Origin of the sequence: Phytohabitans aurantiacus, assembly GCF_027923225.1 — a bacterium.
GTDB classification, from domain to species: domain Bacteria; phylum Actinomycetota; class Actinomycetes; order Mycobacteriales; family Micromonosporaceae; genus Phytohabitans; species Phytohabitans aurantiacus.
The window spans coordinates 44,271-66,888 of sequence record NZ_BSDI01000032.1; the positions used below are offsets into that span (position 1 = coordinate 44,271).

The following is a 22,618-nucleotide window of genomic DNA, read 5'->3' on the forward strand; positions in this document are numbered from 1 at the left end:
ATGTTCCTTGATCGGCACTCACCGCGCGTTCCCCGAACATCGCATTCCGGCCCTGATCCGCTACGGTGCCGGCATGCCCGTCGCGGTCGTCACCGATTCCACCGCGTACCTGCCGCCCACCCTCGCCGAGGCGCGCGGCATCACCGTCGTGCCCCTCACCGTCGTGATCAACGAAGCCGTCGGCCTGGAGGGCATCGACGCCGGCCGCGGCGATGTCGCCCACGCCCTCACCGAACGCCGCGTCAGCATGACCACATCCCGCCCCGCCCCTGAGCAGTTCGCCTCGGTCTACCGCAAGCTGCTGGACGACGGCGCCACCGGCATCCTCTCCATACACATCTCCGCCGCACTGTCCGGCACCCTCGAATCGGCCACCCTCGCCGCGGCCGAGGTCGGAGGGCCGATCGAGGTGGTCGACGCCCGATCCACGGGCATGGGCCTCGGCTTCCCGGCGCTCGCGGCCGCCGAGACCTCCGCGCGAGACGCCGACCTGGCAGCTGTACGCCAAGCGGCGCGCGCCGCGATCGACCGCACCGACACACTGTTCTACGTCGACACGCTGGAGTTCCTGAGGCGCGGCGGCCGCATCGGGGCGGCATCGGCGCTGCTCGGCACAGCCTTGTCCGTGAAGCCGATCCTGCACGTCGTCGACGGGGCGATCGTGGTACGCGACAAGGTACGCACCGCCAGCCGTGGCGTGGCCCGCCTGCTAGACCTCGCCGTCGAGGCGGCTGCGGAGTCCGATGTAGACGTCGGCGTGCACCACTTCGGCGCGCCCGAGCGGGCCGATCAACTGGTCGACGCGCTGGAGCAGCGCCTGGGCGCCCGCCTCCACGAGCGCTACGTGACCGAGGTGGGCGCCGTGGTGGCCACCCACGTAGGCCCCGGCCTCCTCTGCGTAGTAACCCACCGCCACCCATAACCCCCTCCGGCCACCATCCCCGCAACGCCTCCCCGACCCCGCCGCTCGCGCCGCGTGCGCTTCCTCGCGCCGCGCCCTGCGCGCGGAGGGCGCCTGCGCGCGCGGAGCGCGTCCCCCTGTTCGCCGATCAAGGGCGAATGCACGTGGTTGGATCTCTTTTCCGCGTGCGTTCGCCCTTGATCCATGCGAATGCCCTTGATCGGCGCCGTTCAGCCCGGCGGTCCGGCGTCGTGTCAAGGCCGGAAGCTACGCGCTCCCGCCGCCGGGGTTCGCGCTCTTGATCCGAAGCGCCTTGGACACAACGAGCGGACGGCGCGCACTGCGCGGCGGCCGAGCCGAACTTGCCGAGTTGGAGCGCTATTTCAGCGCTACCTCGGCACGATCTCGCCAGGCCGAGCGATGCCGCTCCACGGCGCCGTGGCCTTGAGGTGGCTTGATTGGCGGCCCTGGCGGAACGCGCCGCGTCATAGCAGATGAAGGCTTGATCGGGGCGTTTTCCACAGGGGCCCCGGTTGTCCACAGACGAGGAAATGTTCGGAGCGGCGGGCTGGGCGAGGGCCATAGCTTCTGTCTGTGCGCGATACGTCGAGGGACGACGAGGTGGCGGTGCGGCAGCGACTGGCACGGCTGCGGCGCGAGCCGATGGGGCCTAAGGCTCGCGACGTCACACCGCCATCATCGCGCGCGGCGGCCGCCGTGCCTGCCCTCCCAGACGCGACGTGGGTCGGGTCTTCGCTCGGCACGGCGGCCGTTCCCTCCTCCGAGCAGGCGGCTGACGTCACCGGCGAAGCGTGGAGGTTCGCGGTGCCACCAGACGTCGGTGACCTCACCGCTCCGCACCTTCAAGCGACCACCACTGGTCTGCCTTCAGGAGCCCTCGGCCCGGCAAGGGAGGGCGGTGGGGTGTGGGATGAGGCGCCATCGGTCAGGAGCGTGCCGGCAGGCGATACGTGGGAGACGTCGCCGGCAGGAGCCCTTGGCGAGCTGGATAGAGCGATGCCGGCGTCCGGATCAGCTTGGGCAGTTGGTGAGGAGCCTCAGACGATGGCAGCGGTTCCCATGCCTCGGGTGGCCGCTCGACGTTCTCAGCCCGTCTCCCGTTCAGCTCAACCTCATACGGCCGCGGCCCGTTCGCGCGACGACATGGCGAGCGTGGCAGCGGTTGATGGCGTGCCGCCTCCGTCGGGCCTAGGAGCGCACCCTTGGGAACCGTCGTCCTCACGAGGCCTGGGCGGCGGGGCCTGGATGGGTGACCCGGCGGGGGCGGCACCTTCGCCAGATTCGCCTCCAAGAGTGCCGAGGCGAGCGGGCTGGGATCGTGTCGACGATGCCGCCCGTTGGCGGCCATCGCAGGACGAGCCTGACGAGCGGCCCAGTCGCTTCGGCGGTGCGAGTCCGTTCGATCCGGGGCGCCGCGGCGTCAAGGCGCTTGCGGTCGTGGGCCTGGTAGTGGTGCTGGTGGCTGCTGTGATCGCATGGCGGGCCAGGCCGAGGCCGCAGCCGGTCGCGACGGAGGCGGTGGCGGGCACGTCGGCCGAGCCGGGCGGCGCGGCAGAGGGAGGAGGCGCGGCCGGGCCGGGAGGAGGCCCGGCGGGGCCCGATAGCGCGGCTGGTTCAGGCGGTCCAGCGGTCAGCGGTGCGGTTGGTGCCAGTCCTGGCGAGGTCGTGGTCGCCGTCGCGGGCAAGGTTCGCAGGCCAGGTCTGGTGCGGCTGCCTGCGGGAGCCCGCGTGGCCGACGCCCTGGAGGCGGCAGGAGGAGTCCTGCCTGGCACAGACGTCGCACTGCTCAACCTTGCGCGCAAGATCACCGATGGCGAACTGATCCTCGTCGGTGTCACCGCGCCACCGGCGCAACCAGGCGGTGCCGGGCCCACGCAGAGCGGCGGGAAGGTCAACCTCAACACCGCGACTCTGGCGGAGTTGGACGCTCTGCCCGGAGTCGGGCCGGTGCTGGCACAGCACATCCTCGACCACCGTGATCAGCACGGCGGCTTCCGGTCGGTGAGCGAACTTCGGCAGGTCAATGGCATCGGCGATGCGCGATATGAGCAGCTCAAAGACTTGGTTACGGTATGAGGCCGCCCGATCTCCGGCTCGCTGGCTTGGCGGCGGCCACCTGGCTGTCCGCTCTCGGCGCGCTCTACACCTCGGCACGCACGTCGGCCATGGTGGGCGCGTGCGCGGCCATCGCAGCGACGATCGTCTCGGTGGCGATGCTGCGCCGTCCGGTCGGGCCGGGCTGGGCGCGCCGGATAGGCACACCGAGCCGATGGGCTTGGCTGCGACCGCCGGGCACGCTGACCTGGCGGTCATGGCTCCGCTGGCCGGCCATGGCATGGCGGCGGGGCTGGTCTGGGGAGCGAGACGTGCTCGGCTGGCAGGGCCGCGAGCGTTGGGGGTATCGGCACGGGTGGACGGTCATCGGGGTGCTCATCGGTGTGGTTTGCGGTAGCGCGGCGACCAGTGCGCGCCTCATAGCGCGGGATGCCGGCCCACTTGCCGCGCTGGTGCGCGACCAGGCCACCGTAGAGGCCGACCTCATCGTTCGTGACGATCCCCGCCGCGTCGGTGGCGACTCGGGGCGCCCACCGTTGTACGCGGTGTCCGCCGACATGCTGACCGTGCGCCCTCTTGACGGTCCAGGCCAGACGCTGCGGGTCTCAGCGCGCGTCCTGGTGCTGGCGACCGATCCGGCTTGGCGACCGCTCCTGCCGGGTCAGCGGGTGACCACAAAGGGCCGGCTCATGCCGGCGCGGGGTGGTGACCTGCGCGCCGGTGTCCTGTCGGCGCGGGGTGCGCCAACCCTCCAGGGCACCACGTCGTGGGCGCAGCGCGCTGCTGGGCGCCTTCGTGCCGGCTTGCAACAGGCCTGCGTTCCGTTGCCTGACGAGCCGGGTGGGCTCCTGCCCGGTCTCGTTGTCGGCGACATCAGCCGGCTTGATCCGGCGGTGGTCGACGATTTCCGCACTACCGGCATGACTCACCTTGTGGCGGTCAGCGGCTCCAACGTGGCGATCGTGATCGGGGCGGTGTTGCTGGCGGCCCGGTGGGCGCGGGCCCGGCCGTGGCTCGCGGCCGGCGCGTGTGGGCTCGCGCTGGCCGGGTTCGTCATCCTGGCCAGGCCGTCGCCGAGTGTCGTCCGGGCCGCGGCGATGGGGGCGGTTGGCCTCTTGGCCTTGGCGACCGGCCGACCACGGGCGGCGCTGCCGGCGCTGGCGACCGCTGTCACTGTGCTCGTCGTGGTCGATCCTGAACTGGCGGGCGACGCCGGGTTCGCGTTGTCTGTTCTCGCGACCGGTGGGTTGCTGCTGCTTGCACCGCGCTGGCGTGACGGGCTCCGGCGGCGGGGTGTGCCGGCTGGCGTGGCCGAGGCGGTGGTGATCCCCGCGTCGGCACAGGTCGCCTGCGCACCGGTCGTTGCTGGCCTCTCGGGTGGCGTGAGCCTCGTGGCGCTTCCGGCCAATCTGCTGGCGGTCCCCGCGATCGCGCCAGCCACCCTGCTGGGCATCGCGGCGGCCGTGGTATCGCCGGTCTGGCCAGCGGGTGCCGAGTTCGCCGCGTGGCTGGGCGGCTGGCCGGCGTGGTGGCTGGTGTTGGTGGCCCGCTACGGAGCGAGGGTGCCGGCGGGGAGCGTGCCCTGGCCCGCTGGCGTGTGGGGTGCGTTGCTGCTCGCGGCGCTGACGGTCGCGTTTCTCCTCGCGGCGCGGCGGCGGCTCGTCCGGCGGCTTGCGGCTGTCGTGGCGGCTGCGGTGGCGGTTGGTGCGTTGCCGGTGCGGTTGGCGGCGTCGGGATGGCCGCCGGCGCGCATGGTGGTCGCGGTGTGCGCCGTCGGGCAGGGCGACGCCGTCGTGTTGCCAGTCGCATCTGGGCAAGCCATCGTGGTCGACGCCGGCCCTGATCCGCCGGCGGTCGACCATTGCCTGCGGCGGCTGGGGGTACGGACCGTGCCGTTGCTCGTGGTGACGCACTTCCATCTCGATCACGTTGGCGGCATCGAGGGCGTCGTGCGTGGTCGAGCCGTCGGGGCGGTGGTCACCACGGCATGGCATGAGCCCGAATTCGGCCGCGCGCTGGTGATGAGGTCCGCGAGCGCACGCCGGATACCGGTGGTGGCCGCGCATCCCGGGTGGGCACGCATGATCGGCCAGTTGGAGGTGCGGGCTATCGGGCCGCCGTTACCGATGCGCGGGACGCGGTCCGACGCCAACAACAACTCGCTGGTGCTCACGGTGCGCCGAGAAGGTATACGAATTCTGCTCACCGGCGACGCGGAGGTGGAGGAGCAGCAGGCGCTTCTCGAACGGATGGGCTCCGCGAGCGTTCGAGCCGACATCTTGAAAGTCGCCCATCATGGGAGCTCTTTTCAAGAGCCAGCCTTTCTCGACGCAGTCGATCCGGCGGTGGCGCTCGTTCCGGTGGGTGGCGGCAACCGGTACGGGCATCCGGCGGGCGCCGTCCTCGCACGGCTCAGCCGCGGTGGTGCACGTGTACTGCGGACCGATGTGGACGGTGATGTCGCCGTGGTCGAGACCGACCGTGGACTGGCGGTCGTCACTCGAAAGGTGACCGAGTGAAATGTCTGCTTTATCGAAAGGCGATCCTCCCAATGCCCGAAGGGGTGAGAGACCGTGATCCGGCAACGATCCGTCGTGCAAATATGGCTCCGTGACCTCCACAGCCTCGCCCCCCATCGTGCTCGTCTCCGGCGACGAGGAGCTTCTGGTCACGCGGGCGGTCGCCCAAGCCATCGAGGCCGCACGCGCGGCCGATCCCGGCGCAGACGTTCGCGAGTACGAGGCGGGCGCGCTCAGCCCCGGTGAGGTTGCCGAGATGGTGAGCCCTTCACTGTTCGGCGGGCGCCGGCTGTTGGTCGTTCGCAACGGGCAGGATGCCAAGAAAGACCTGGCCGCCGCGCTGCTGGCGTACGCCAAGAACCCCGACCCCGACGTGACGCTGGTGGTGACCCACCCCGGCGCGGCGAAGGGCAAGGCGTTCGCCGATGGGCTTCGCGCGGCCGGTGCGACCGTCGTGCCGGCGGCCAAGCTGAAGGGCCAGCGCGAGCGGGTGAGCTTCGTTCGTGACGAGATCCGCCGAAACGGCGGCAAGTGCACCGACGACGCCGCTGAGGCGCTGCTCGCCGCCGTTGGCAACGATCTACGCGAGCTGGCAGCCGCGTGCTCGCAGCTGATCGCCGACACCGACGGCCGTATCGGCGCCGACACGGTGGCCCGCTACTACCGTGGTCGCGCGGAGGTGAGCGGCTTCACCGTCGCGGATGCCGCGATGGTGGGAGACGTGCCCGGTGCGCTGGAGGCATTGCGGTGGGCCCTGCACGTCGGCGTCGACCCGGTGCCGATCGCCGACGCACTCGCTGACGGGGTACGCACTGTGGCGCGGGTCGCTTCGGCCGGGCGTGGCAACGCCTACCAGCTCGCGAGCAGCCTGGGTATGCCCGCGTGGAAGATCGAGCGGGCACAGCGTCAGAGCCGGGGTTGGAGCCCTGAGGGCTTGGTCGACGCCATGCGTGCTGCCGCCGAGTGCAACGCCGAGGTGAAGGGCGGCTCCGACGACCGCGGATACGCGTTGGAGCGGGCCATCTTCGCGGTGGCCGCCGCACGTCAGGGTGCCGGTGCCGGGCAGCGGGGGAGTGGCGCCCGATGAGCCGCGAGGTCAGGACACAGCAGGAGGCCCTTGCGCCCGAGGCGGTGGACTATCGGCCGCTCTACGCGCGCGTACTCGGACTGCGCCACCTTCATCCCAGCGGTCTGATGTGCTTCCTGTTTCTGGAGGGCGCGGCCGTGTTCGGGGTGCTGCTGGCGCTGACCGAGCTTGTGAGCTGGTGGGCGATCGTGATCCTGCCAGTGTCGATCGCTGTCATGGTGAAGATCAACGACCTGGTGGCGGGGGCGGTCGCCCGGTCGGCGCAGCGGGTCGGCGAGCTGGAGCGGGAGCGGCAGGCGAGCGTAGCCGTCGGCCGGGCAGCCGTCATCGCCCGGCACCGGGCGGTCGAGCAGAGCGCCACATCGGTCGAGGACAGCACCACATCTACGGGAGCGTGGAGCGCGCCACCGCCCGCGCCCAACGCGCAGCCGACCGAGATGGATCAAGCCGACGTGTACGAGCTCCGGGCGCGCCAGTCCGCGACCCGCCGCTACGACGACTGACGGGTCCAGTGTCACGGCTGCCGTGCCGTTGACAGCACAACGGGCGCCGCGCGAGCCGAACCGGCTCGGGCAGCGCCCGCGCGAAGGCCTCGTCAGGCGGCGAGCGAACCCAGCCGCTTGGCGATCGCCGACTTGCGGTTGGCGGCCTGGTTCTTGTGGATCACGCCCTTGCTGACGGCCTTGTCCAGCTTGCGGGAGGCGTCACGCATCAGCGTGGCGGCGGCTTCGGTGTTGCCCGCCTCGGTCGCCTCGTTGAACTTGCGGATGGCGGTCTTCAGCGACGACTTGACCGACTTGTTACGCAACCGGCGCTTCTCGTTCTGCCGGTTGCGCTTGATCTGGGACTTGATGTTCGCCACGCGACAGCCTCGTCCTACTAGCTCGGGTTGATTGCTTCGGGGCGCAGGCGACGGCTACGCGTCGCCACGCGCGAAGAGCCAGGCTACCAGCACCCATGCCCCAGAACCAAAACGCCCACCGCCGATCAAGGCCATTCGCCGGGATCAAGGGCGAACGCACATGGAAGGAGATCGAACCACGTGCATTCGTCTTGACGAAAGAGGCCGGCTGGGGGCGTGTGCGGTCTCCGCGATCAAGGGCAATCGCATGGATCAAGGGCAAATGCACGCGGAAAGAGATCCAACCACGTGCGTTTGTCCTTGATCGGCGGAAGCGGCGTGGCGACACGCCGTGCTGGGCTGGCCTGGGGGCGGGCGTGCGCGAAGAAGAGATCCAACCACGTGCGTTCGCCCTTGATCGACGGGAAGGGGCCGCGAGGAGCGGGAAGGGGCCGTGAGGAGCGGGAAGGGGGCCGCGAGGAGCGGGAAGAGGGCCGCGAGGAGCGGGAAGGGCGCGGAAGGACGGGGCCGAAGGGGAGGTAAGGGTTAGGACCAGGTTTGGCGGGCGGCTAGCCAGGCTAGGGCGGTTTCGGCGCTCCAGCGTTGGTGGCCGCGTACATGAGGCGAGGCTGTGCTTGGGCCGGCCTCGGCCGAGGTCAGCCAGTATCCGGACATGGCCGCCAGTGTCGCGTCCAGCGCACCGGCCGGGGCGTCGCGGGCGGTCGGGTGGTTGGCGAAGAGTGCGTCGGCGTCGAGGCCGCTGGCGTACGCGCTGATCAGCAGGCCGGCCGTGTCGAACCAGGCCGGGCCGTAGCAGACCCACGTCCAGTCGCAGAGCCACGCGGCACCGGCGGGGTCGATCAGGATGTTGTCGAGGCGCAGGTCACAGTGGGTGACGCCGGTGCTGGCAGACATCGCGGGCAGCGCCGACTCCAACGCTACCAACTCGTCGAGCCGCTTCCCGACCCACGCCGGAGCCGTCGGCGGCATGGGCTCGGCGCCGCTGGCGATCTCGCGCCACCAGGATAGGTCACCGCTCGCGAGCCCGGAGAGAGGCGGCAGGCCGACGGCTTCGAGCTCGGCGGGCGGCTGGCGGAGCGCTTCGGCGGCGACCGCCCAGGCGGACAGGGCGGCGTCCAGGTCGGCGGGCTGCCAGGGGAGCGACGGCATCCGGCCGTCGATCGCGTCCAGGCAGATCACGTAGTGCCCGGCCGCGGTCAGTGTCCACCGCGGGCGGGCCGCGGGCACGGATGAGGGGAGGGCGGCGGTGATGGCGACCTCGCGGACGTACCAGTCGGTGAGGTGGCGCTGGTCACGCAGCGAGGCCGCCTTGACGAAGACCCGCTCGCCGCTGGCGGTGTCGAGCACGGCGGCGAAGCCCCGGGTGAAACCGCCGCCCGCGGTGGCGGCCCAGGTCACGGGCGAGCCGAGTTTGGCGCTGATCGCGGCGCGCAGGTCGGCGGGAAGGTCGGCCCAGTCTGGCCGTACCGCGGTGGCGTTGTAGGGCACGGCGGGCAACGGGCGCGCGGACATACGCCAATCTTGCCTAAAGACCCCACCCGTTTCCTCCAAGGAAGCAGAGCAAGAGGAAGCAGAGCAGGCGCACCGCAGGTCGTGGACCTACGATGTCGTACCGGTCTGGCACAGTCCGTGGTCATGAACACCGATGAGTTCTGGAAGCTGGTCGACGAGGCGCGAGCCGAGGGCGGCGGCGCCAACGCTGTGGCCGGTCGGGCGGCCGCCGTGCTCGAGACCCGCGACCCGGCCGAGATCGTGGGGTGTGACCAGCACATACGGCGGGTGCTGGGCGCCTCCTACCGGGTCGACCTCTGGGGCGCGGCCTACCTGATCAATGGTGGCTGTTCAGCCGAGGGCTTCGACGCGTTCCGCGGCTGGCTGATGACGCAGGGGCGCCAGGCATACGCCAAGGCGGTCTCCGACCCCGACTCGCTGGCCGAGCTGCCGGCGGTGCGCAGGGCGGCGGCGACCGGTGAGGAGTTCGAGTGTGAGGCGATGCTCGACGTCGCCCGCGTGGCCCATCACAAGGCGACGGGTGTCGAGCTGCCCAAAGTAACGCCCCGGCAGCCGGAGCTCAACGACTTCTGGGATTTCGACGATGAGGACCAGGTGCGCCGGCACCTTCCAAAGCTGGCAGAGCTGTTCCAAGAGCCACCCGAGTAGCGACCCGCGCCGGCATGGGAGCATAGGAGCCGTCCCTTACAGCGTGACCAGAACGGACGACTGTGCCACCGGTGACCGCGAACAGCCCCGGCGCGACCGACCCCGGACGTATCCGGAACTTCTGCATCATCGCCCACATCGACCATGGCAAGTCGACCCTGGCCGATCGGATGCTGCAGCTCACCGGCGTGGTCGACGCGCGACAGATGCGCGCTCAGTACCTCGACCGGATGGATATCGAGCGTGAGCGCGGCATCACGATCAAGAGTCAGGCCGTGCGCATGCCGTGGACGGTGCGCGAGGGTGACCAGGTCGGTGACCAGGCCGTTCTCAACATGATCGACACGCCGGGCCACGTCGACTTCACGTACGAGGTGTCGCGCAGCCTCGCCGCCTGTGAGGGTGCCGTGCTGCTGGTCGACGCGGCCCAGGGGATCGAGGCGCAGACGCTCGCCAACCTGTACCTGGCGCTGGAGAACGACCTGCACGTCATCCCGGTGCTCAACAAGATCGACCTGCCGGCCGCCCAGCCGGAGAAGTACGCCGAGGAGCTGGCGCACCTGATCGGCTGCCAGCCGGAAGACTGCCTGCGGGTGTCGGGCAAGACCGGCGAGGGGGTGCCGCACCTGCTGGATGAGATCGTCCGCCAGTTCCAGCCGCCCACCGGCGATGCCGACGCACCCGCGCGCGCGATGATCTTCGACTCGGTCTACGACGTGTACCGCGGCGTGGTCACGTACGTCCGGGTGATCGACGGCCGCATCGAGGCTCGCGACCGCATCAAGATGATGTCCACCGGGGCCGTTCACGAGCTGCTGGAGTTGGGCGTCATCTCGCCGGAGATGGAGAAGGCGCAGGCGCTGGGCGTCGGCGAGGTCGGATACCTGATCACGGGTGTGAAGGATGTCCGGCAGTCGCGGGTCGGTGACACGGTGACGATCAACATCCGGCCGGCCAAGGAGGCGCTCGGCGGATACAAGGACCCGAAGCCGATGGTCTACTCCGGCCTGTACCCGATCGACGGCTCCGACTACCCGGGCCTGCGCGACGCGCTCGACAAGCTCAAGCTCAACGACGCGGCGCTCGGGTACGAGCCGGAGACCAGCGCCGCGCTGGGCTTCGGGTTCCGGTGCGGCTTCCTCGGCCTGCTGCACCTGGAGATCATCCAGGAGCGGCTGGAGCGCGAGTTCGGCCTCGACCTGATCTCCACCGCGCCCAACGTGGTCTATCGGGTGATCATGGAAGACGGCGCGGAGCACACGGTCACCAACCCGAGCGAGTACCCGACCGGCAAGGTCGCCGAGGTCTACGAGCCGGTGGTGCGGGCGACCGTGCTGACGCCCAACGACTTCGTCGGCGCCGTGATGGAGCTGTGCCAAGGCCGGCGCGGCACCCTGCTCGGCATGGACTACCTCTCGGCCGACCGGGTCGAGCTGCGCTACACGCTGCCGCTCGCCGAGATCATCTACGACTTCTTCGACCAGCTCAAGAGCCGCACGAAGGGGTACGCGAGCCTCGACTACGAGCCCAGCGGCGAGCAGAAGGCCGACCTCGTCAAGGTCGACATCCTGCTGCACGGCGAGGCCGTCGACGCGTTCAGCGCGATCGTGCACAAGGACAAGGCGTACAACTACGGCGTCACGATCGCGGCGAAGCTGCGCAACCTGATCCCGCGGCAGCAGTTCGAGGTACCGATCCAGGCCGCGATCGGCAACCGCGTGATCGCCCGCGAGACGATCCGCGCGATCCGCAAGGACGTGCTCGCCAAGTGCTACGGCGGTGACATCACCCGTAAGCGCAAGCTGCTGGAGAAGCAGAAGGAAGGCAAGAAGCGGATGAAGATGGTGGGCCGCGTCGAGGTGCCTCAGGAGGCATTCATCGCGGCGCTGTCCACCTCCGACAGCCCCGACGCAGGCAAGGGCGGCAAGAAGTAGTGTTCTGCCCGCGCTGCGGCCGGAAGCTCGAAAAGGCGCCGCCCACCACGTGTGGCGCCTGCGGGTACGCCCTCTTCGTCAACGCGCGCCCGACCGGCAGCCTGATCGTGCACGAGGATGGGCGGTTCCTGGCGCTCAGGCGCGCGCGAGAACCGCAGGCGGGGCTGTGGGAGACGCCCGGCGGGTTCTGCGACGGCTGGGAGGAGCCCGCGGCCGCCGCCGTGCGCGAGGGCCGCGAAGAGCTCGGCGTCGAGGTGACGCTCGGTGACTTCGTCGGCATGTACATCGGCAGCTACGCCTTCCAGGGCGAGCTTCTGCCGGTACTCGATTGCTTCTACCTGGCCACGCTCGACGGCGCGCGGGTGACCCTCGATCCGGACGAGTCCTCCGAGATGGCGTGGTTCCCGCTGGACCAGCCACCCAAGCTCGCCTTCGAGACGATGGACAAGGCGATCAGGGACGCGGCGCTGCGTTTGGGAACCTGAGCCCGGGGAAACGTTAGGCGGTAACGCTAACCCCCCGGATAAGGAGGCGACCGTGACTGCTAGCGGCATCATCTCCGCTCTGATCATCGGCTTGATCATCGGCGCGCTGGGTCGTCTGGTCGTACCAGGCCGCCAGAACATCCCGATCTGGCTCACCATGCTCATCGGCGTGGGCGCCGCCCTGCTCGGTACCGTCATCGCACGGGCCGCGGGCGTCGCCGACACGGCGGGCCTGGACTGGACCGAGATCCTGCTACAGGTGGTGCTCGCCGCTGTCGGCGTGGCGCTGGTGGCCGGAGTGGCCGGCCGCCGTGGAGTCAGTAGGTATTAACCGATCCCCAACCGGAAACAAACGTCCGCCGCCACCCAAAGACGGGTGGCGGCGGGCACTTTTCATCGGAGCCAGGGAATCCGCCGGTCGAGCAGCCCGCGCGACTTCAGTTCGGCGCGGAGCGGGATCTCGTCGTCGATGTACCCGTCCCAGTTGATGCCCCAGTAGTTGGCGGTGTGGGTGCCCTCGCCGCAGAGCTGCCGCTGCACCGGCGTGCGGCTCGCCCACCACGAGCCGTCCTCGTCGATGTGCAGCTCGTCCAGCGGCCGGATCCACCGGTACGTGTATCCGATGAAGAGCATCTTTCGGGTGACATTGGACAGGTTCGTCGAGCGCGAGTGCCACTGGCGGCGGTCGAAGATGAACGCGTCGCCGGGGTTCGCGGTGATCTCGACCGAGCCTTCCGGGTCGGGGTGGTGCACCGTGAGGTCGGTGGGCCGGGCCAGCGAGTTCCGCAGGTGGCTGCCCGGGATGACCTTGGTGGCGCCGCGGCCGGTCTCCGAGAGATCCGACAGTACGTAGGCGACCTTCAGGGAGAACATCGGGCGCGTCAGGTCCGGGTTCAGCGTCTCGGGGTCCGAGTTCTGCCGGTACCCGTCCTGGTGCCAACCCCAGTACGGCTTCTCCGGCTCCTTCGCCGGCGGGGTCACGTCGAGGTGGTTGTGGTGGCTGTAGATGTTCCACCCCGCGAGGCCCCACATGTACGGGAAGGTGATCGGGTGGGTCAGCAGGTCACCGAAGAGTTCGTCGCGGTCGAGGAAGCCCAGCAGGTGCAGCGGCTCGCCCGGCCTGCCCTCGTCGGTGTAGATCCGGTCGACCGCCCTTTCGAGCGCGACCCGGTGGTCCTCCGTCAACACGTTCCGTAGCAGGAGGAAGCCCTGATCGTGGAATTCCTTACGGTCGACATCGCTGATCGGCTCGTAGCCGGTGCGCCCGTCATAATCGAACACCGCGCTCGGTCCTCCCCCTTTAGTGCGGATTATTGCGCAACGCGGGGATGATCTTAGCCCGCAGGAAGTTGCCTGCTAGAGCTAAGTATGCGGACCTTATGAAAGACTCGTAAAAGGCTGTGAATAAGCTGCGAGTAGCGGGCCTTGTTGGGATAGCTGAGAAGGGCAAGTCCGATTTCGCTAAAGCCGTTTAATAGTCCACGCAACCAAATGCGCTCCGTACGCGTCCAGCCGCTCAGACCTCCTTGTAGACCTCGGCGATGACCTGGCCCGTCTCGGCCGACGACGCGTCGATCCGGGACCAGTTGCCCTCGTCGGCCGTCCACTCTAGATCACCGAATCGCACCCGTTTGACCCCGTGGTCGGTGGCGTGGGAAACCAGCCAGTGCGCGTATCGCCAGCCGGCCTGCGGGCTGCCCGCAGGCACCGCGAGACCGGTGAGCTCGGTCGGCGATCCGACCTCGAGCTTGCCCCAGTCGAGCTTCAGGTTGGCGCCCAGCGCCTGGGCGGCGGCCTGTCCGCGCACCGACGGCTCGCCGTCGACGCTGCAGGCCACCGCGCCGGTGGCGTTGCCCATCAGCGCCTTGGCCAGCACAGCGGACTCCTCGGCCCACTTCTCGTAAGCGTTGGGAAACGCCGAGCGCTGCACCCGCTGTGCCGCCTCGGTGATCCGCATGTTTTCCCAGCCACGCACCTTTTTGAGCGCGGCGTAGAACTTCGTGGACGCGTACCGCGGGTCGCTGATCTGCTCCACCGTGCCCCATCCCTGGCTGGGGCGCTGCTGGAACAGGCCGATGGAGTCGCGGTCGCCGCCGGACAGGTTTTCCAGCTTGGACTCCTGGAAGGCGGTCGCCAGCGCGACGACCACGGCGCGTTCGGGCATGTTTCGCCGGACGCCGACCGCGGCGATCGTGGCGGCGTTGGCCATCTGGCTGTAGTCGAGGGTGACCTGGCCATCGGCCTGGACGGTGCACCGGCGAGCCACCGTGGGGAGCTTGATGTCGACACCCCAGTCGCGCTTACCCACGTAGAGCCCGAGACCGGCGATTGCCGCGAGCGCCACGAAGACCGCCACGCCTGGCCGAATACGCACTGTCACCCCCACATGAGTCGTGCGTCCAGGGTACGCAACATTTGATGAGCGACCGTACAGGTGGGCGCTTTGGCACGTAAAGGGGAGCTACTCGTCGGGTACCCAGCGAGGAGAGCGTTTTTCGCGAAATGCCAGAACGCCCTCGCGGCCTTCATCAGAATCGAAGAATTCAGCCGATAGAGCAGCCAAATCCGCAAGATCTTCACGTACGGTAGCGGCCGCTGGGCGGTGCAGCACCCTTTTGGTACCGGCCACCGCCAGCGGCCCGCCACGCAGCAGGGCGCCACAGTACGAGGCGACCGTCGCGTCCAGCGCCTCGGCGGGCGCGGCGGCCGTCACCAGCCCGATCTCGGCGGCCCGCCGCCCGTCGAAGGCGTCACCGGTCAGGAAGAGCTCCGCCGCGGCGCGCGGTGCCAGCCGGCGCAGCACGGTGGCCGAGATGATCGCCGGCACCACCCCGATGCGAACCTCGCTGAACGCGAACGTGGCCTCCTCGGCACAGATCGCGATGTCGGCGGCCGCGACGAGCCCCAGGCCGCCCGCCCGCGCCGGCCCGCCGACCCGCGCCACGACCGGCTTGGGCGACTCCCAGATGGCCGTCAGGAGGCCGGCGAGCAGATCGGTGGGCGCCACGCCAGCGGCGGTCTCCTTGAGATCCGCCCCGGAGCAGAAGACCGGTCCGGTGTGGCTGAGCACCACCACCCGTACCGTCTCGTCGGCGACCGCGTTGTCGAGCTCGGCGAGGAGCTGGGTCATCAAGGGGGTGGAGAGCGCGTTGCGGTTGGGTGGGGAGTCCAGGGTGAGCGTCGCCACGCCACGTGCCCGGTCCACCTGAATCAGCTCCGTTGCTGCCATGCGGGCAGACTAGATCCCATGCCCGGTCAGCTCCCAGACGGCGACGCCGTACCGGCCGATGGCGCGCTGCCCGACGGCACCGCGCTCACCGGCCGGGGCTTCGGCGTGTACGTCCACGTGCCGTTCTGCGCCAGCCGCTGCGGGTACTGCGACTTCAACACGTACACGGCCGCTGAGCTGGGCGGGGGCGCGAGCCGCGACCAGTACGCGGACACCGTGCTCGCCGAGCTGGCGCTGGCCCGCCGCATCGTGAACCCCCCGCGTGTCGACACGGTGTTCTTCGGCGGCGGCACTCCCACGCTGCTGGACCCGGACGACCTGGGCCGCATCCTGGAGGCGATCGACCGCACCTGGGGGCTCGCCGGCGACGCGGAGGTGACCACCGAGGCAAACCCCGAGTCGGTCACGCCGGAGTCGCTGCGCCGGCTGCGCAAGGCCGGGTTCACTCGGATCTCCCTCGGCATGCAGTCGGCCGCGCTGGGCGTACTCGCGGTACTCGACAGGAAGCACACGCCGGGCCGTGCGCGGGCCGCGGCGCGGGAGGCACGAGAAGCCGGTTTCGACCACGTCAACCTCGATCTGATCTACGGGACGCCGGGGGAGTCCGTCGACGACTTCGCGGCCTCGCTGGCGGCGGCGGTCGGTGCGGGCGTCGATCACGTGAGCGCGTACGCGTTGATCGTCGAGGACGGCACCCGGCTCGCCACCCGGATGCGGCGCGGCGAGCTGCCGTACCCGTCGGACGATGTGGCGGCGGACCGTTACCTGGCCGCGGAGGCCGCCCTCGGCGCGGCCGGCTTCTCCTGGTACGAGGTGTCGAACTGGGCGACGAGCGAGGCGGCCCGATGCCGGCACAACCTGCTCTACTGGACCGGCGGTGACTGGTGGGGGCTCGGGCCGGGCGCGCACAGCCACGTCGGCGGCGTCCGCTGGTGGAACGTCAAGCACCCCTCGGCCTACGCGTCCCGCCTTGCCGACGGCCATTCGCCCGGCCACGCGCGGGAGGTCCTCACCGCCACCGACCGGCACGTGGAAGACGTCATGCTGCGGCTGCGGCTGTCGTCGGGACTGCCGCTGTCGGCGCTGGACGCAGCCGGGCGGGAGGCGGCGGCGCACGCCGTGAAGGATGGCCTGCTGGAGGAGCGCGACGACCGGCTCGTGCTCACCCTGCGGGGGCGGCTGCTCGCCGACGCGGTGGTGCGCGACCTGCTGCCGTGAGGCCCGGGCACTCGAAAGGCCCGGGCCGCACGTCTCACTTCACCAGAGGTGCGCTCATCGGGTACCGGTAGAGCTGGCCGTCGTTGGCCTTCACGCCGCCGATGATGCCGAAGATGATCGCGATGAGCGTCGCGATCGGGGCGAGGATGAAGCCGATCAGGGCGCACGCCAGGATCCAGCAGACGACCGTGATGATCGACCACAGCAGCTGGAAGTTGAGCGCGGCGATCGCGTGGGCCCGCACCGTGGGCGACTGGTTGCCCTTGGCGAGCATGGCCACGAGCGGCCCTACCCAGCCCAGCGTGCCGCCGCCGACCAGCGCGCCGGCAGCGCCACCGAAGTGGGCGACGAGCGCCCAGGTCTTTTCGTCGTTGTTCGCGTAGCCAGCGGGCGCCGGGCCGCCGTAGTAGGCACCGGGTGGCGGTCCCTGCGGCGGGTATCCGGGCTGCTGAGGCGGTGGGTAGCCAGCCCCTCCGAACGGTGGTGGAGGGGATGACGGTGGCGGCTCCGCCGCGGACGGCGGTGGCGGCTCCGCCGCTGACTGCGGCGGCGCGTAGCCGGGAGAGGGATCCTCGCCCGGCATCGAATAGGACGCTGGGGGTGTAGGTGGAGAGGTCGGTTCGTCCTCTCCAGAAGGGCGAGGTGCTTCGGTCATGCAGGTCACGGTAGGGGTATCGATCAACCTGCGCCAGACAACACACACGTCCAGTCATGGACATTATGCCCAAAGTGATCATCGCGGAGGTTGGGGGATGCGCCGTAGACTGGCACTCGTTACAGTCGAGTGCCAGCGACATCCGCGGGAGGTGACATGAGTCTCGATGAGCGCAAGCTCGATGTCCTGCGGGCGATCGTCGAAGATTACGTTTCCACCCAGGAGCCGGTCGGCAGCAAGGCGCTGGTCGAGCGCCACAACCTCGGTGTGTCTCCGGCGACGGTCCGCAACGACATGGCCGTCCTCGAGGAAGAGGGCTACATCCGGCAGCCGCACACCAGCGCCGGCCGGGTGCCCACCGACCGCGGCTACCGGCTCTTCGTCGACCGGCTGTCCCGGATCAAGCCGCTGAGCCCGGCCGAGCGCCGGGCGATCGAGCGGTTCCTCGCGGGTGCCCTCGACCTCGACGACGTCGTGCACCGCACCGTGCGCCTGCTCGCGCAGCTCACCCGCCAGGTCGCGGTCGTGCAGTACCCCAGCCTGGCCCGCTCCTCGGTCCGCCACCTGGAGCTGGTGCCGATCTCGACCACCCGGTTGATGCTCGTCATGATCGCCGATACCGGGCGGGTGGAGCAGCGGCTCGTCGACCTGCCGGTCCCGGTGCCCGACGAGGCCGTGGCCGATCTGCGGCGCATGGTCAACGAAAAGCTCGTCGGCAAGCGGCTTTCCGACACTCCACCCCTGGTGCAAGCTCTGGTCGACGAGGTCGCCCCCGATGCCCGTAACACGATGGCCACATTGGCGAGTGTGTTGCTCGAAACACTTGTCGAGCGACACGAAGAGCGCATCGCCTTGGCCGGACGGGCTAACCTGACTCGGGGTAGCCTTCTGGACTTCCAGGGTTCATTGCGTCCGATCCTGGAGGCGTTGGAGGAGGAGGTCATCCTGCTCAAGCTGCTCGGTGAGGTTGACGCGAGCACCCTGCGGGTGCGCATCGGCGACGAAAACGAGATCGACAACCTGCGGTCCACCTCGGTTGTCAGCACCGGCTACGGCCCAGGCGCCACGATCGTTGGCAGCATGGGTGTGCTGGGGCCGACCAGAATGGACTACCCCGGCAACATCGCCACCGTGCGCGCCGTGGCACGCTACGTGGGCGAGCTGCTGGGCAACAACTAGCTGCTGAGCGACAACTAGGCAGTATTGACGGACGGCCCGGGGACAGCGCGAGAACGACATGAGGACACGGAACGCAGTGGCCAAGGACTACTACGGGATTCTCGGTGTAAACCGGGACGCATCCGACGACGAGATCAAGCGCGCCTACCGGAAGCTGGCCCGCCAGTACCACCCGGATGTCAACCCGGACCCGGAAGCGCACGAGAAGTTCAAGGACATCAACGCCGCCTACGAGGTGCTCTCCGACGATCAGAAGCGCCAGATCGTCGACCTCGGCGGTGACCCGCTCGCGCCCGGTGGCGGCGGGCCGGGTGGCGGCCCAGGTGCCGGACCGTTCGTCGGTTTCCAGGACATCATGGACGCGTTCTTCGGCTCGGCCGGTGCGACCCGCGGGCCCCGCTCGCGCACGCGGCCCGGCGCCGACGCGATCCTCCGGCTCGAGCTCGAGCTCACCGAGACCGCGTTCGGCGTCGAGGCGCCGATCACCGTCGACACGGCTGTGCTCTGCACCACCTGTGCCGGCGCCGGCACCGCAGCCGGCACCCACCTCGCCACCTGCGAGGCGTGCGGCGGGCGCGGCGAGGTGCAGTCCGTCCAGCGCACCTTCCTCGGCCAGGTCGTCTCGTCCCGGCCCTGCTCGGTCTGCCAGGGCTACGGCACGGTCATCCCGCACGCCTGCCCCACCTGCGCCGGCGACGGCCGGGTCCGCACCCGCCGCTCGCTCACCGTCAAGATCCCGGCCGGCGTCGAAGACGGCATGCGCATCCGCCTGGCCCAGCAGGGCGAGGTCGGCCCCGGCGGCGGCACGGCCGGCGACCTGTACGTCGAGATCCACGAGCGGCCCCACGACGTCTACTCCCGCAAGGGCGACGACCTGCACTGCCGCGTCACGGTCCCGATGACCGCCGCCGCGCTCGGCACCCGGCTGACCATCAAGACCCTCGACAGCGAAGAGCAGCTCGACGTCAAGCCCGGCACCCAGCCCGGCGCCACCCTCCGGCTGCGCGCCCGGGGCGTGCCCCACCTGCGCGGCACCGGTCGCGGCGACCTCTTCGTCCACCTCGACGTGCGCACGCCCGCCAAGCTCGATCCCGAGCAGGAACGGCTGCTGCGCGAGTTCGCGAAGAGCCGCGGCGAAGAGGTCGCCGAGCTCAGCAAGCAGGGCGGATTCTTCTCCCGGGTCCGCGACGCCTTCAACGGCCACGCTTGAGGGGCCTTGCTTGAGCGCGCCGCTCTTCCTGGTCGGGTCGCTGCCGGCCGGGGACTCGTGGCGTCTGGACGGCCCGGAGGGCCATCACGCGGCCACCGTCCAACGCCTGCGCGTCGGCGAGGAACTGATCCTCGCCGACGGTCAGGGAAGCACAGCCACCGCGGTCGTCCAGGCCGTCGGCCGCGGCACGCTCGATCTCACCATCGCCTCGCGGGGGTACGCGGACAGACGTCATCCCCTCCTGGTGGTGATCCAGGGCATCGCCAAGGGTGACCGTGGTGAACTGGCGGTGCAGGCGATGACCGAGGTCGGGGTAGACGAAATCGTCCCCTGGGCGGCGGCCCGCTCGGTGGTGCAGTGGCGCGGCGAACGAGGCGTTCGCGCACACGAAAAGTGGGCGGCGACAGCCCGCGAAGCGGCGAAACAGGCCCGGCGGGCGTGGCTTCCCGTGGTGGCGCCCGCCGCGTCCACCCGCGAGGCGGCGGCGCGGGCAACGTTCGTGCTCCATGAGGAAGCGACCGCCCGCCTCTCCACAGTCGACCTACCAGCGACCGGTGAGATCGTCCTGGTGGTGGGTCCCGAGGGCGGCATAGCTCCCGAAGAACTGTCACAGTTCGAGAAGGCGGGCGCGATCCCGGTGCGCCTGGGCGACACCGTCCTGCGCACGTCGACGGCCGGCGTGGCGGCCCTATCCGTCCTGGCCACCCGCCTATCCCGCTGGTAACCCCGTTAGGGGGAGATCCTCGCTGTTAGGTGAGGGGTTGTCAGGGAGTGGGAGGCTTCTACCCGGTACTCGCCCGGGACGGTCTGCCAGCCGTCCTGCCAGATCTGGAAGGTGCGAGCCGGCAACGGGATGCGCACCGTAGCGGTGTCGCCTGGAGCGGCCGTCGCTGCCGCGAAGCCGGCCAGCCAGCGGTCCGGGCGGTTGGGGTCGAGGGGTTCGGGGGCCACGTAGACCTGTACGACCTCGCGACCCGGGCGCTTGCCCGTGTTGCGGACCACCACGACGGCGTCGCCGTCCTCGATGGACAGTGACTCGTACGCCCACGTCGTGTAGCCCAGCCCGTGCCCGAACGGGAAGAGCGGCTCGGCCCGCCACCCGCGGTACCCCACGAAGACGCCCTCGTCGTACGGGAGTGCGCCGTCGACGGGCTCGGTCGAGAGGACCGGGAGGTCTGACACGTGGCGGGGCCAGGTGGTGGGCAGCCGCCCGCCCGGCTCGGCGACGCCAAGCAGGACGTCGGCCAAGGCGGCTCCCGCCTCCTGCCCAGGGAACCAGGTCAGCAGGATCGCCGCCACCTCGTCGGCCCACGGCATCAGTACCGGCGAGCCGGCGTTGACCACGACGACGGTGCGCGGGTTGGCGGCCGCGACGCGGGAGACGAGTTCGTCCTGGCGGCCGGGGAGTGCGAGCGTCTGGCGGTCGAAGCCCTCCGACTCGACCTCCTCGGTGGTGCCCACGACGACCACGGCCACGTCGGCATCGGCGGCGGCGCGGGCCGCCTCGTCGAGCAGCTCCTCCGGGGTACCGGTCGGCGGGGCGTGACCGAGGGTGAACGATACGAAGCCTGGCATGCCGACCCGCTGGGTCAGGGTCACCTCGACGGGCGCGCCGGCGGTGAGCTCGACCGGGAATCGCCGCTCCTCCGATGACAGGAACACCAGCGCCGGGTCGTCTTCGCGGAACACCGGGCCTTCGAAGAGCACGGTGTCTGCGGCGCTGAGCGTGAACTCGCCGAACCCGACGATCGCGAGCTGGTGCATGCCGTCCGCCGCCGGGGTGAGGCGCGCGGTCAGCTCGATCGTGGCCAGCTCGTACGGGTCGACGCCGGGCGGCAGGTCGCCCATCCATCGCACCGTCGCGGTGTGGAGGGGTGTGCGGTACAGCTCGCGGCCGTCCTCCGAACGCAGCGTCGCGACGATGTCGCTCCACTGCGGAGCGGTCGCCGCCGGCACTCTCCGGCGGGGGTCGGCGCCGATCGAGTACGACACGGCGGTGCCGGGGAGGGCGGCGGTGAGCCCGTCGAGGGGTGACACGACGTACGGCGGGTACACCTGCGCGCTGCCGCCACCCTGTACGCGGGCGTCCACGGCGAGCGCACCGGACACCGCCACCCGACCGGCGTTCTCCAGAGGCAGCAGGTCGCCCTCGTTGCGGGCCAGCACGAACGACCTCGTGGCGATCTCGCGGGCCACCGCCGCACCATCCAAAGAGGACAGTGCTGGTTCGGTGGGGGAACCGAGCGCGCCCACCCGGGCGGCGAGCCGCAGCACCCGGCGTACCTTGTCGTCGATCACCTCTTCCGGGACGGTGCCGGCGCGTACCGCCGCGACCAGCTCGTAGCCCCAGGGGTCACCAAAGGCCGGCATGACCACGTCGAGGCCACCGGACGCGCTGGCTTCGGTGGTGCGGGCGGCGGTCCAGTCGGAGACGATGAAGCCGTCGAAGCCCCACTCGCCCTTGAGTACGCCGTTCTGCAACGTGTCGTGCTCGGTCATCGTGGTGCCGTTGACGCTGTTGTAAGCCGCCATGACGCCCCAGGCGCCGGCCTCGACGATCGCCTCGAACGGCGCCAGGTACAGCTCGCGCAGCGCCCGCTCGCCGACCCGTACGTCCACAGTGAACCGGTCGGTCTCGGAGTCGTTGCACACGAAGTGTTTGACGGTGGTGCCGACGCCTTGGTCCTGCACGCCGAGCACGTACTGGATGCCGATCCGGGCGGTCAGCAACGGGTCTTCGGAGTAGCACTCGAAGTGCCGCCCGCCGAGCGGGCTGCGGTGCAGGTTGACGGTGGGCGCGAGGAGCACGTGCACGCCTTTGCGCCGGGCCTCCTGGCCGAGCAGGCGTCCTGCCGTGCGGGCCAGGTCGGGATCCCAGGTGGCGGCGAGCGCGGTCGGGCTCGGCAGCGCGATCGACGGGTCGTCCGGCGTCCAGCCGATGCCGCGTACCCCGATGGGGCCATCAGACATCACGAGCGAACGCAGACCGATCTCCGGCACCGCCGGAAGCGTCCAGAAGTCCTTGCCGGACAGGAGCTTGACCTTGGTTTCCAGGTCGAGCGCGGCGAGCGCCGCTTCGATGTCTGACATCAACCGACCCTAC

Annotated in this window: 20 protein-coding genes; 13 read left to right on the forward strand and 7 right to left on the reverse strand. The window is 70.1% G+C overall.

Annotated elements, in window-relative coordinates; translation table 11 throughout:
• Window positions 1–73 precede the first annotated feature (73 nt).
• From QMG73_RS28070 to QMG73_RS28090, 5 genes are all read left to right on the forward strand, one after another.
• A complete protein-coding gene (locus QMG73_RS28070) occupies window positions 74–922 on the forward strand; it encodes a DegV family protein (protein ID WP_281900576.1) in 849 nt (282 codons plus the stop codon).
• Window positions 923–2,167: 1,245 nt separating this feature from the next.
• Window positions 2,168–2,998, forward strand: coding sequence for a helix-hairpin-helix domain-containing protein (locus tag QMG73_RS28075; RefSeq protein WP_407676869.1), 831 nt, complete (start codon window positions 2,168–2,170; stop codon window positions 2,996–2,998).
• A complete protein-coding gene (locus QMG73_RS28080) occupies window positions 2,995–5,496 on the forward strand; it encodes a ComEC/Rec2 family competence protein (protein WP_281900577.1) in 2,502 nt (833 codons plus the stop codon). The genes QMG73_RS28075 and QMG73_RS28080 overlap by 4 nt, the downstream gene beginning before the upstream one ends.
• Window positions 5,497–5,587: 91 nt before the next feature.
• Window positions 5,588–6,583, forward strand: a complete 996-nt coding sequence (gene holA / locus QMG73_RS28085; protein WP_281900578.1) for a DNA polymerase III subunit delta — start codon at window positions 5,588–5,590, stop codon at window positions 6,581–6,583.
• Entirely contained in the window at window positions 6,580–7,086 is a 507-nt protein-coding gene (locus QMG73_RS28090) for a hypothetical protein (RefSeq protein ID WP_281900579.1), read from the forward strand. The genes holA and QMG73_RS28090 overlap by 4 nt, the downstream gene beginning before the upstream one ends.
• Before the next feature lie 92 nt (window positions 7,087–7,178).
• On the opposite strand, the gene rpsT is transcribed toward QMG73_RS28090, so the two are convergent.
• Both rpsT and QMG73_RS28100 read right to left on the reverse strand, forming a co-directional pair.
• The gene (rpsT, locus tag QMG73_RS28095) at window positions 7,179–7,445 is read right to left on the reverse strand and encodes a 30S ribosomal protein S20 (RefSeq protein ID WP_281900580.1); all 267 of its coding nucleotides are present in this window, start codon (window positions 7,443–7,445) and stop codon (window positions 7,179–7,181) included.
• A gap of 525 nt (window positions 7,446–7,970) precedes the next feature.
• Entirely contained in the window at window positions 7,971–8,957 is a 987-nt protein-coding gene (locus QMG73_RS28100) for a phosphotransferase (protein ID WP_281900581.1), read from the reverse strand.
• A gap of 123 nt (window positions 8,958–9,080) precedes the next feature.
• On the opposite strand from QMG73_RS28100, the gene QMG73_RS28105 reads away from it, so the two are divergent.
• The 4 genes from QMG73_RS28105 (at window position 9,081) to QMG73_RS28120 (ending at window position 12,355) form a co-directional block, all read left to right on the forward strand.
• Window positions 9,081–9,605 (forward strand): DUF4240 domain-containing protein, encoded by a 525-nt coding sequence (locus tag QMG73_RS28105; RefSeq protein ID WP_281900583.1) that lies wholly within the window; start codon window positions 9,081–9,083, stop codon window positions 9,603–9,605.
• A gap of 62 nt (window positions 9,606–9,667) precedes the next feature.
• Complete coding sequence (lepA, locus tag QMG73_RS28110) at window positions 9,668–11,539, forward strand: translation elongation factor 4 (RefSeq protein WP_281900585.1); 1,872 nt, start codon at window positions 9,668–9,670, stop codon at window positions 11,537–11,539.
• Complete coding sequence (locus QMG73_RS28115) at window positions 11,539–12,024, forward strand: NUDIX hydrolase (RefSeq protein WP_281900586.1); 486 nt, start codon at window positions 11,539–11,541, stop codon at window positions 12,022–12,024. The genes lepA and QMG73_RS28115 overlap by 1 nt, the downstream gene beginning before the upstream one ends.
• A 52-nt stretch (window positions 12,025–12,076) precedes the next feature.
• Window positions 12,077–12,355, forward strand: coding sequence for a GlsB/YeaQ/YmgE family stress response membrane protein (locus QMG73_RS28120; protein ID WP_265252078.1), 279 nt, complete (start codon window positions 12,077–12,079; stop codon window positions 12,353–12,355).
• Window positions 12,356–12,417: 62 nt separating this feature from the next.
• Here the strand turns inward: QMG73_RS28120 and QMG73_RS28125 are convergent, their stop codons facing one another.
• The 3 genes from QMG73_RS28125 to QMG73_RS28135 all read right to left on the reverse strand — a co-directional run bounded on the left by QMG73_RS28125 (window position 12,418) and on the right by QMG73_RS28135 (window position 15,253).
• Window positions 12,418–13,305: a phytanoyl-CoA dioxygenase family protein gene (locus tag QMG73_RS28125; protein WP_281900588.1), complete on the reverse strand. Its 888-nt coding sequence runs from the start codon at window positions 13,303–13,305 to the stop codon at window positions 12,418–12,420.
• A 235-nt stretch (window positions 13,306–13,540) separates the two neighbouring features.
• On the reverse strand, window positions 13,541–14,404 hold the full coding sequence (locus tag QMG73_RS28130) for a hypothetical protein (RefSeq protein WP_407676870.1): 864 nt from the start codon (window positions 14,402–14,404) through the stop codon (window positions 13,541–13,543).
• A gap of 81 nt (window positions 14,405–14,485) precedes the next feature.
• Window positions 14,486–15,253 carry an enoyl-CoA hydratase-related protein gene (locus QMG73_RS28135; RefSeq protein WP_281900592.1) on the reverse strand — a complete coding sequence of 256 codons (768 nt, stop codon included), beginning with the start codon at window positions 15,251–15,253 and terminating at the stop codon, window positions 14,486–14,488.
• A gap of 18 nt (window positions 15,254–15,271) precedes the next feature.
• Here QMG73_RS28135 and hemW point away from each other — a divergent pair, with 18 nt between their 5' ends.
• Window positions 15,272–16,471, forward strand: coding sequence for a radical SAM family heme chaperone HemW (gene hemW / locus QMG73_RS28140; protein ID WP_281900594.1), 1,200 nt, complete (start codon window positions 15,272–15,274; stop codon window positions 16,469–16,471).
• A gap of 34 nt (window positions 16,472–16,505) precedes the next feature.
• Here the strand turns inward: hemW and QMG73_RS28145 are convergent, their stop codons facing one another.
• The gene (locus tag QMG73_RS28145; protein WP_281900595.1) at window positions 16,506–17,054 is read right to left on the reverse strand and encodes a DUF4870 domain-containing protein; all 549 of its coding nucleotides are present in this window, start codon (window positions 17,052–17,054) and stop codon (window positions 16,506–16,508) included.
• A 228-nt stretch (window positions 17,055–17,282) separates the two neighbouring features.
• Here QMG73_RS28145 and hrcA point away from each other — a divergent pair, with 228 nt between their 5' ends.
• From hrcA to QMG73_RS28160, 3 genes are all read left to right on the forward strand, one after another.
• Entirely contained in the window at window positions 17,283–18,305 is a 1,023-nt protein-coding gene (hrcA, locus tag QMG73_RS28150; RefSeq protein ID WP_281900596.1) for a heat-inducible transcriptional repressor HrcA, read from the forward strand.
• Between the two features lie 76 nt (window positions 18,306–18,381).
• The gene (dnaJ, locus tag QMG73_RS28155) at window positions 18,382–19,515 is read left to right on the forward strand and encodes a molecular chaperone DnaJ (protein WP_281900864.1); all 1,134 of its coding nucleotides are present in this window, start codon (window positions 18,382–18,384) and stop codon (window positions 19,513–19,515) included.
• Between the two features lie 10 nt (window positions 19,516–19,525).
• Complete coding sequence (locus QMG73_RS28160) at window positions 19,526–20,239, forward strand: 16S rRNA (uracil(1498)-N(3))-methyltransferase (protein WP_281900598.1); 714 nt, start codon at window positions 19,526–19,528, stop codon at window positions 20,237–20,239.
• Window positions 20,240–20,244: 5 nt separating this feature from the next.
• On the opposite strand, the gene QMG73_RS28165 is transcribed toward QMG73_RS28160, so the two are convergent.
• Window positions 20,245–22,605 carry a beta-glucosidase gene (locus QMG73_RS28165; RefSeq protein ID WP_281900600.1) on the reverse strand — a complete coding sequence of 787 codons (2,361 nt, stop codon included), beginning with the start codon at window positions 22,603–22,605 and terminating at the stop codon, window positions 20,245–20,247.
• Between the last annotated feature and the right edge of the window lie 13 nt (window positions 22,606–22,618).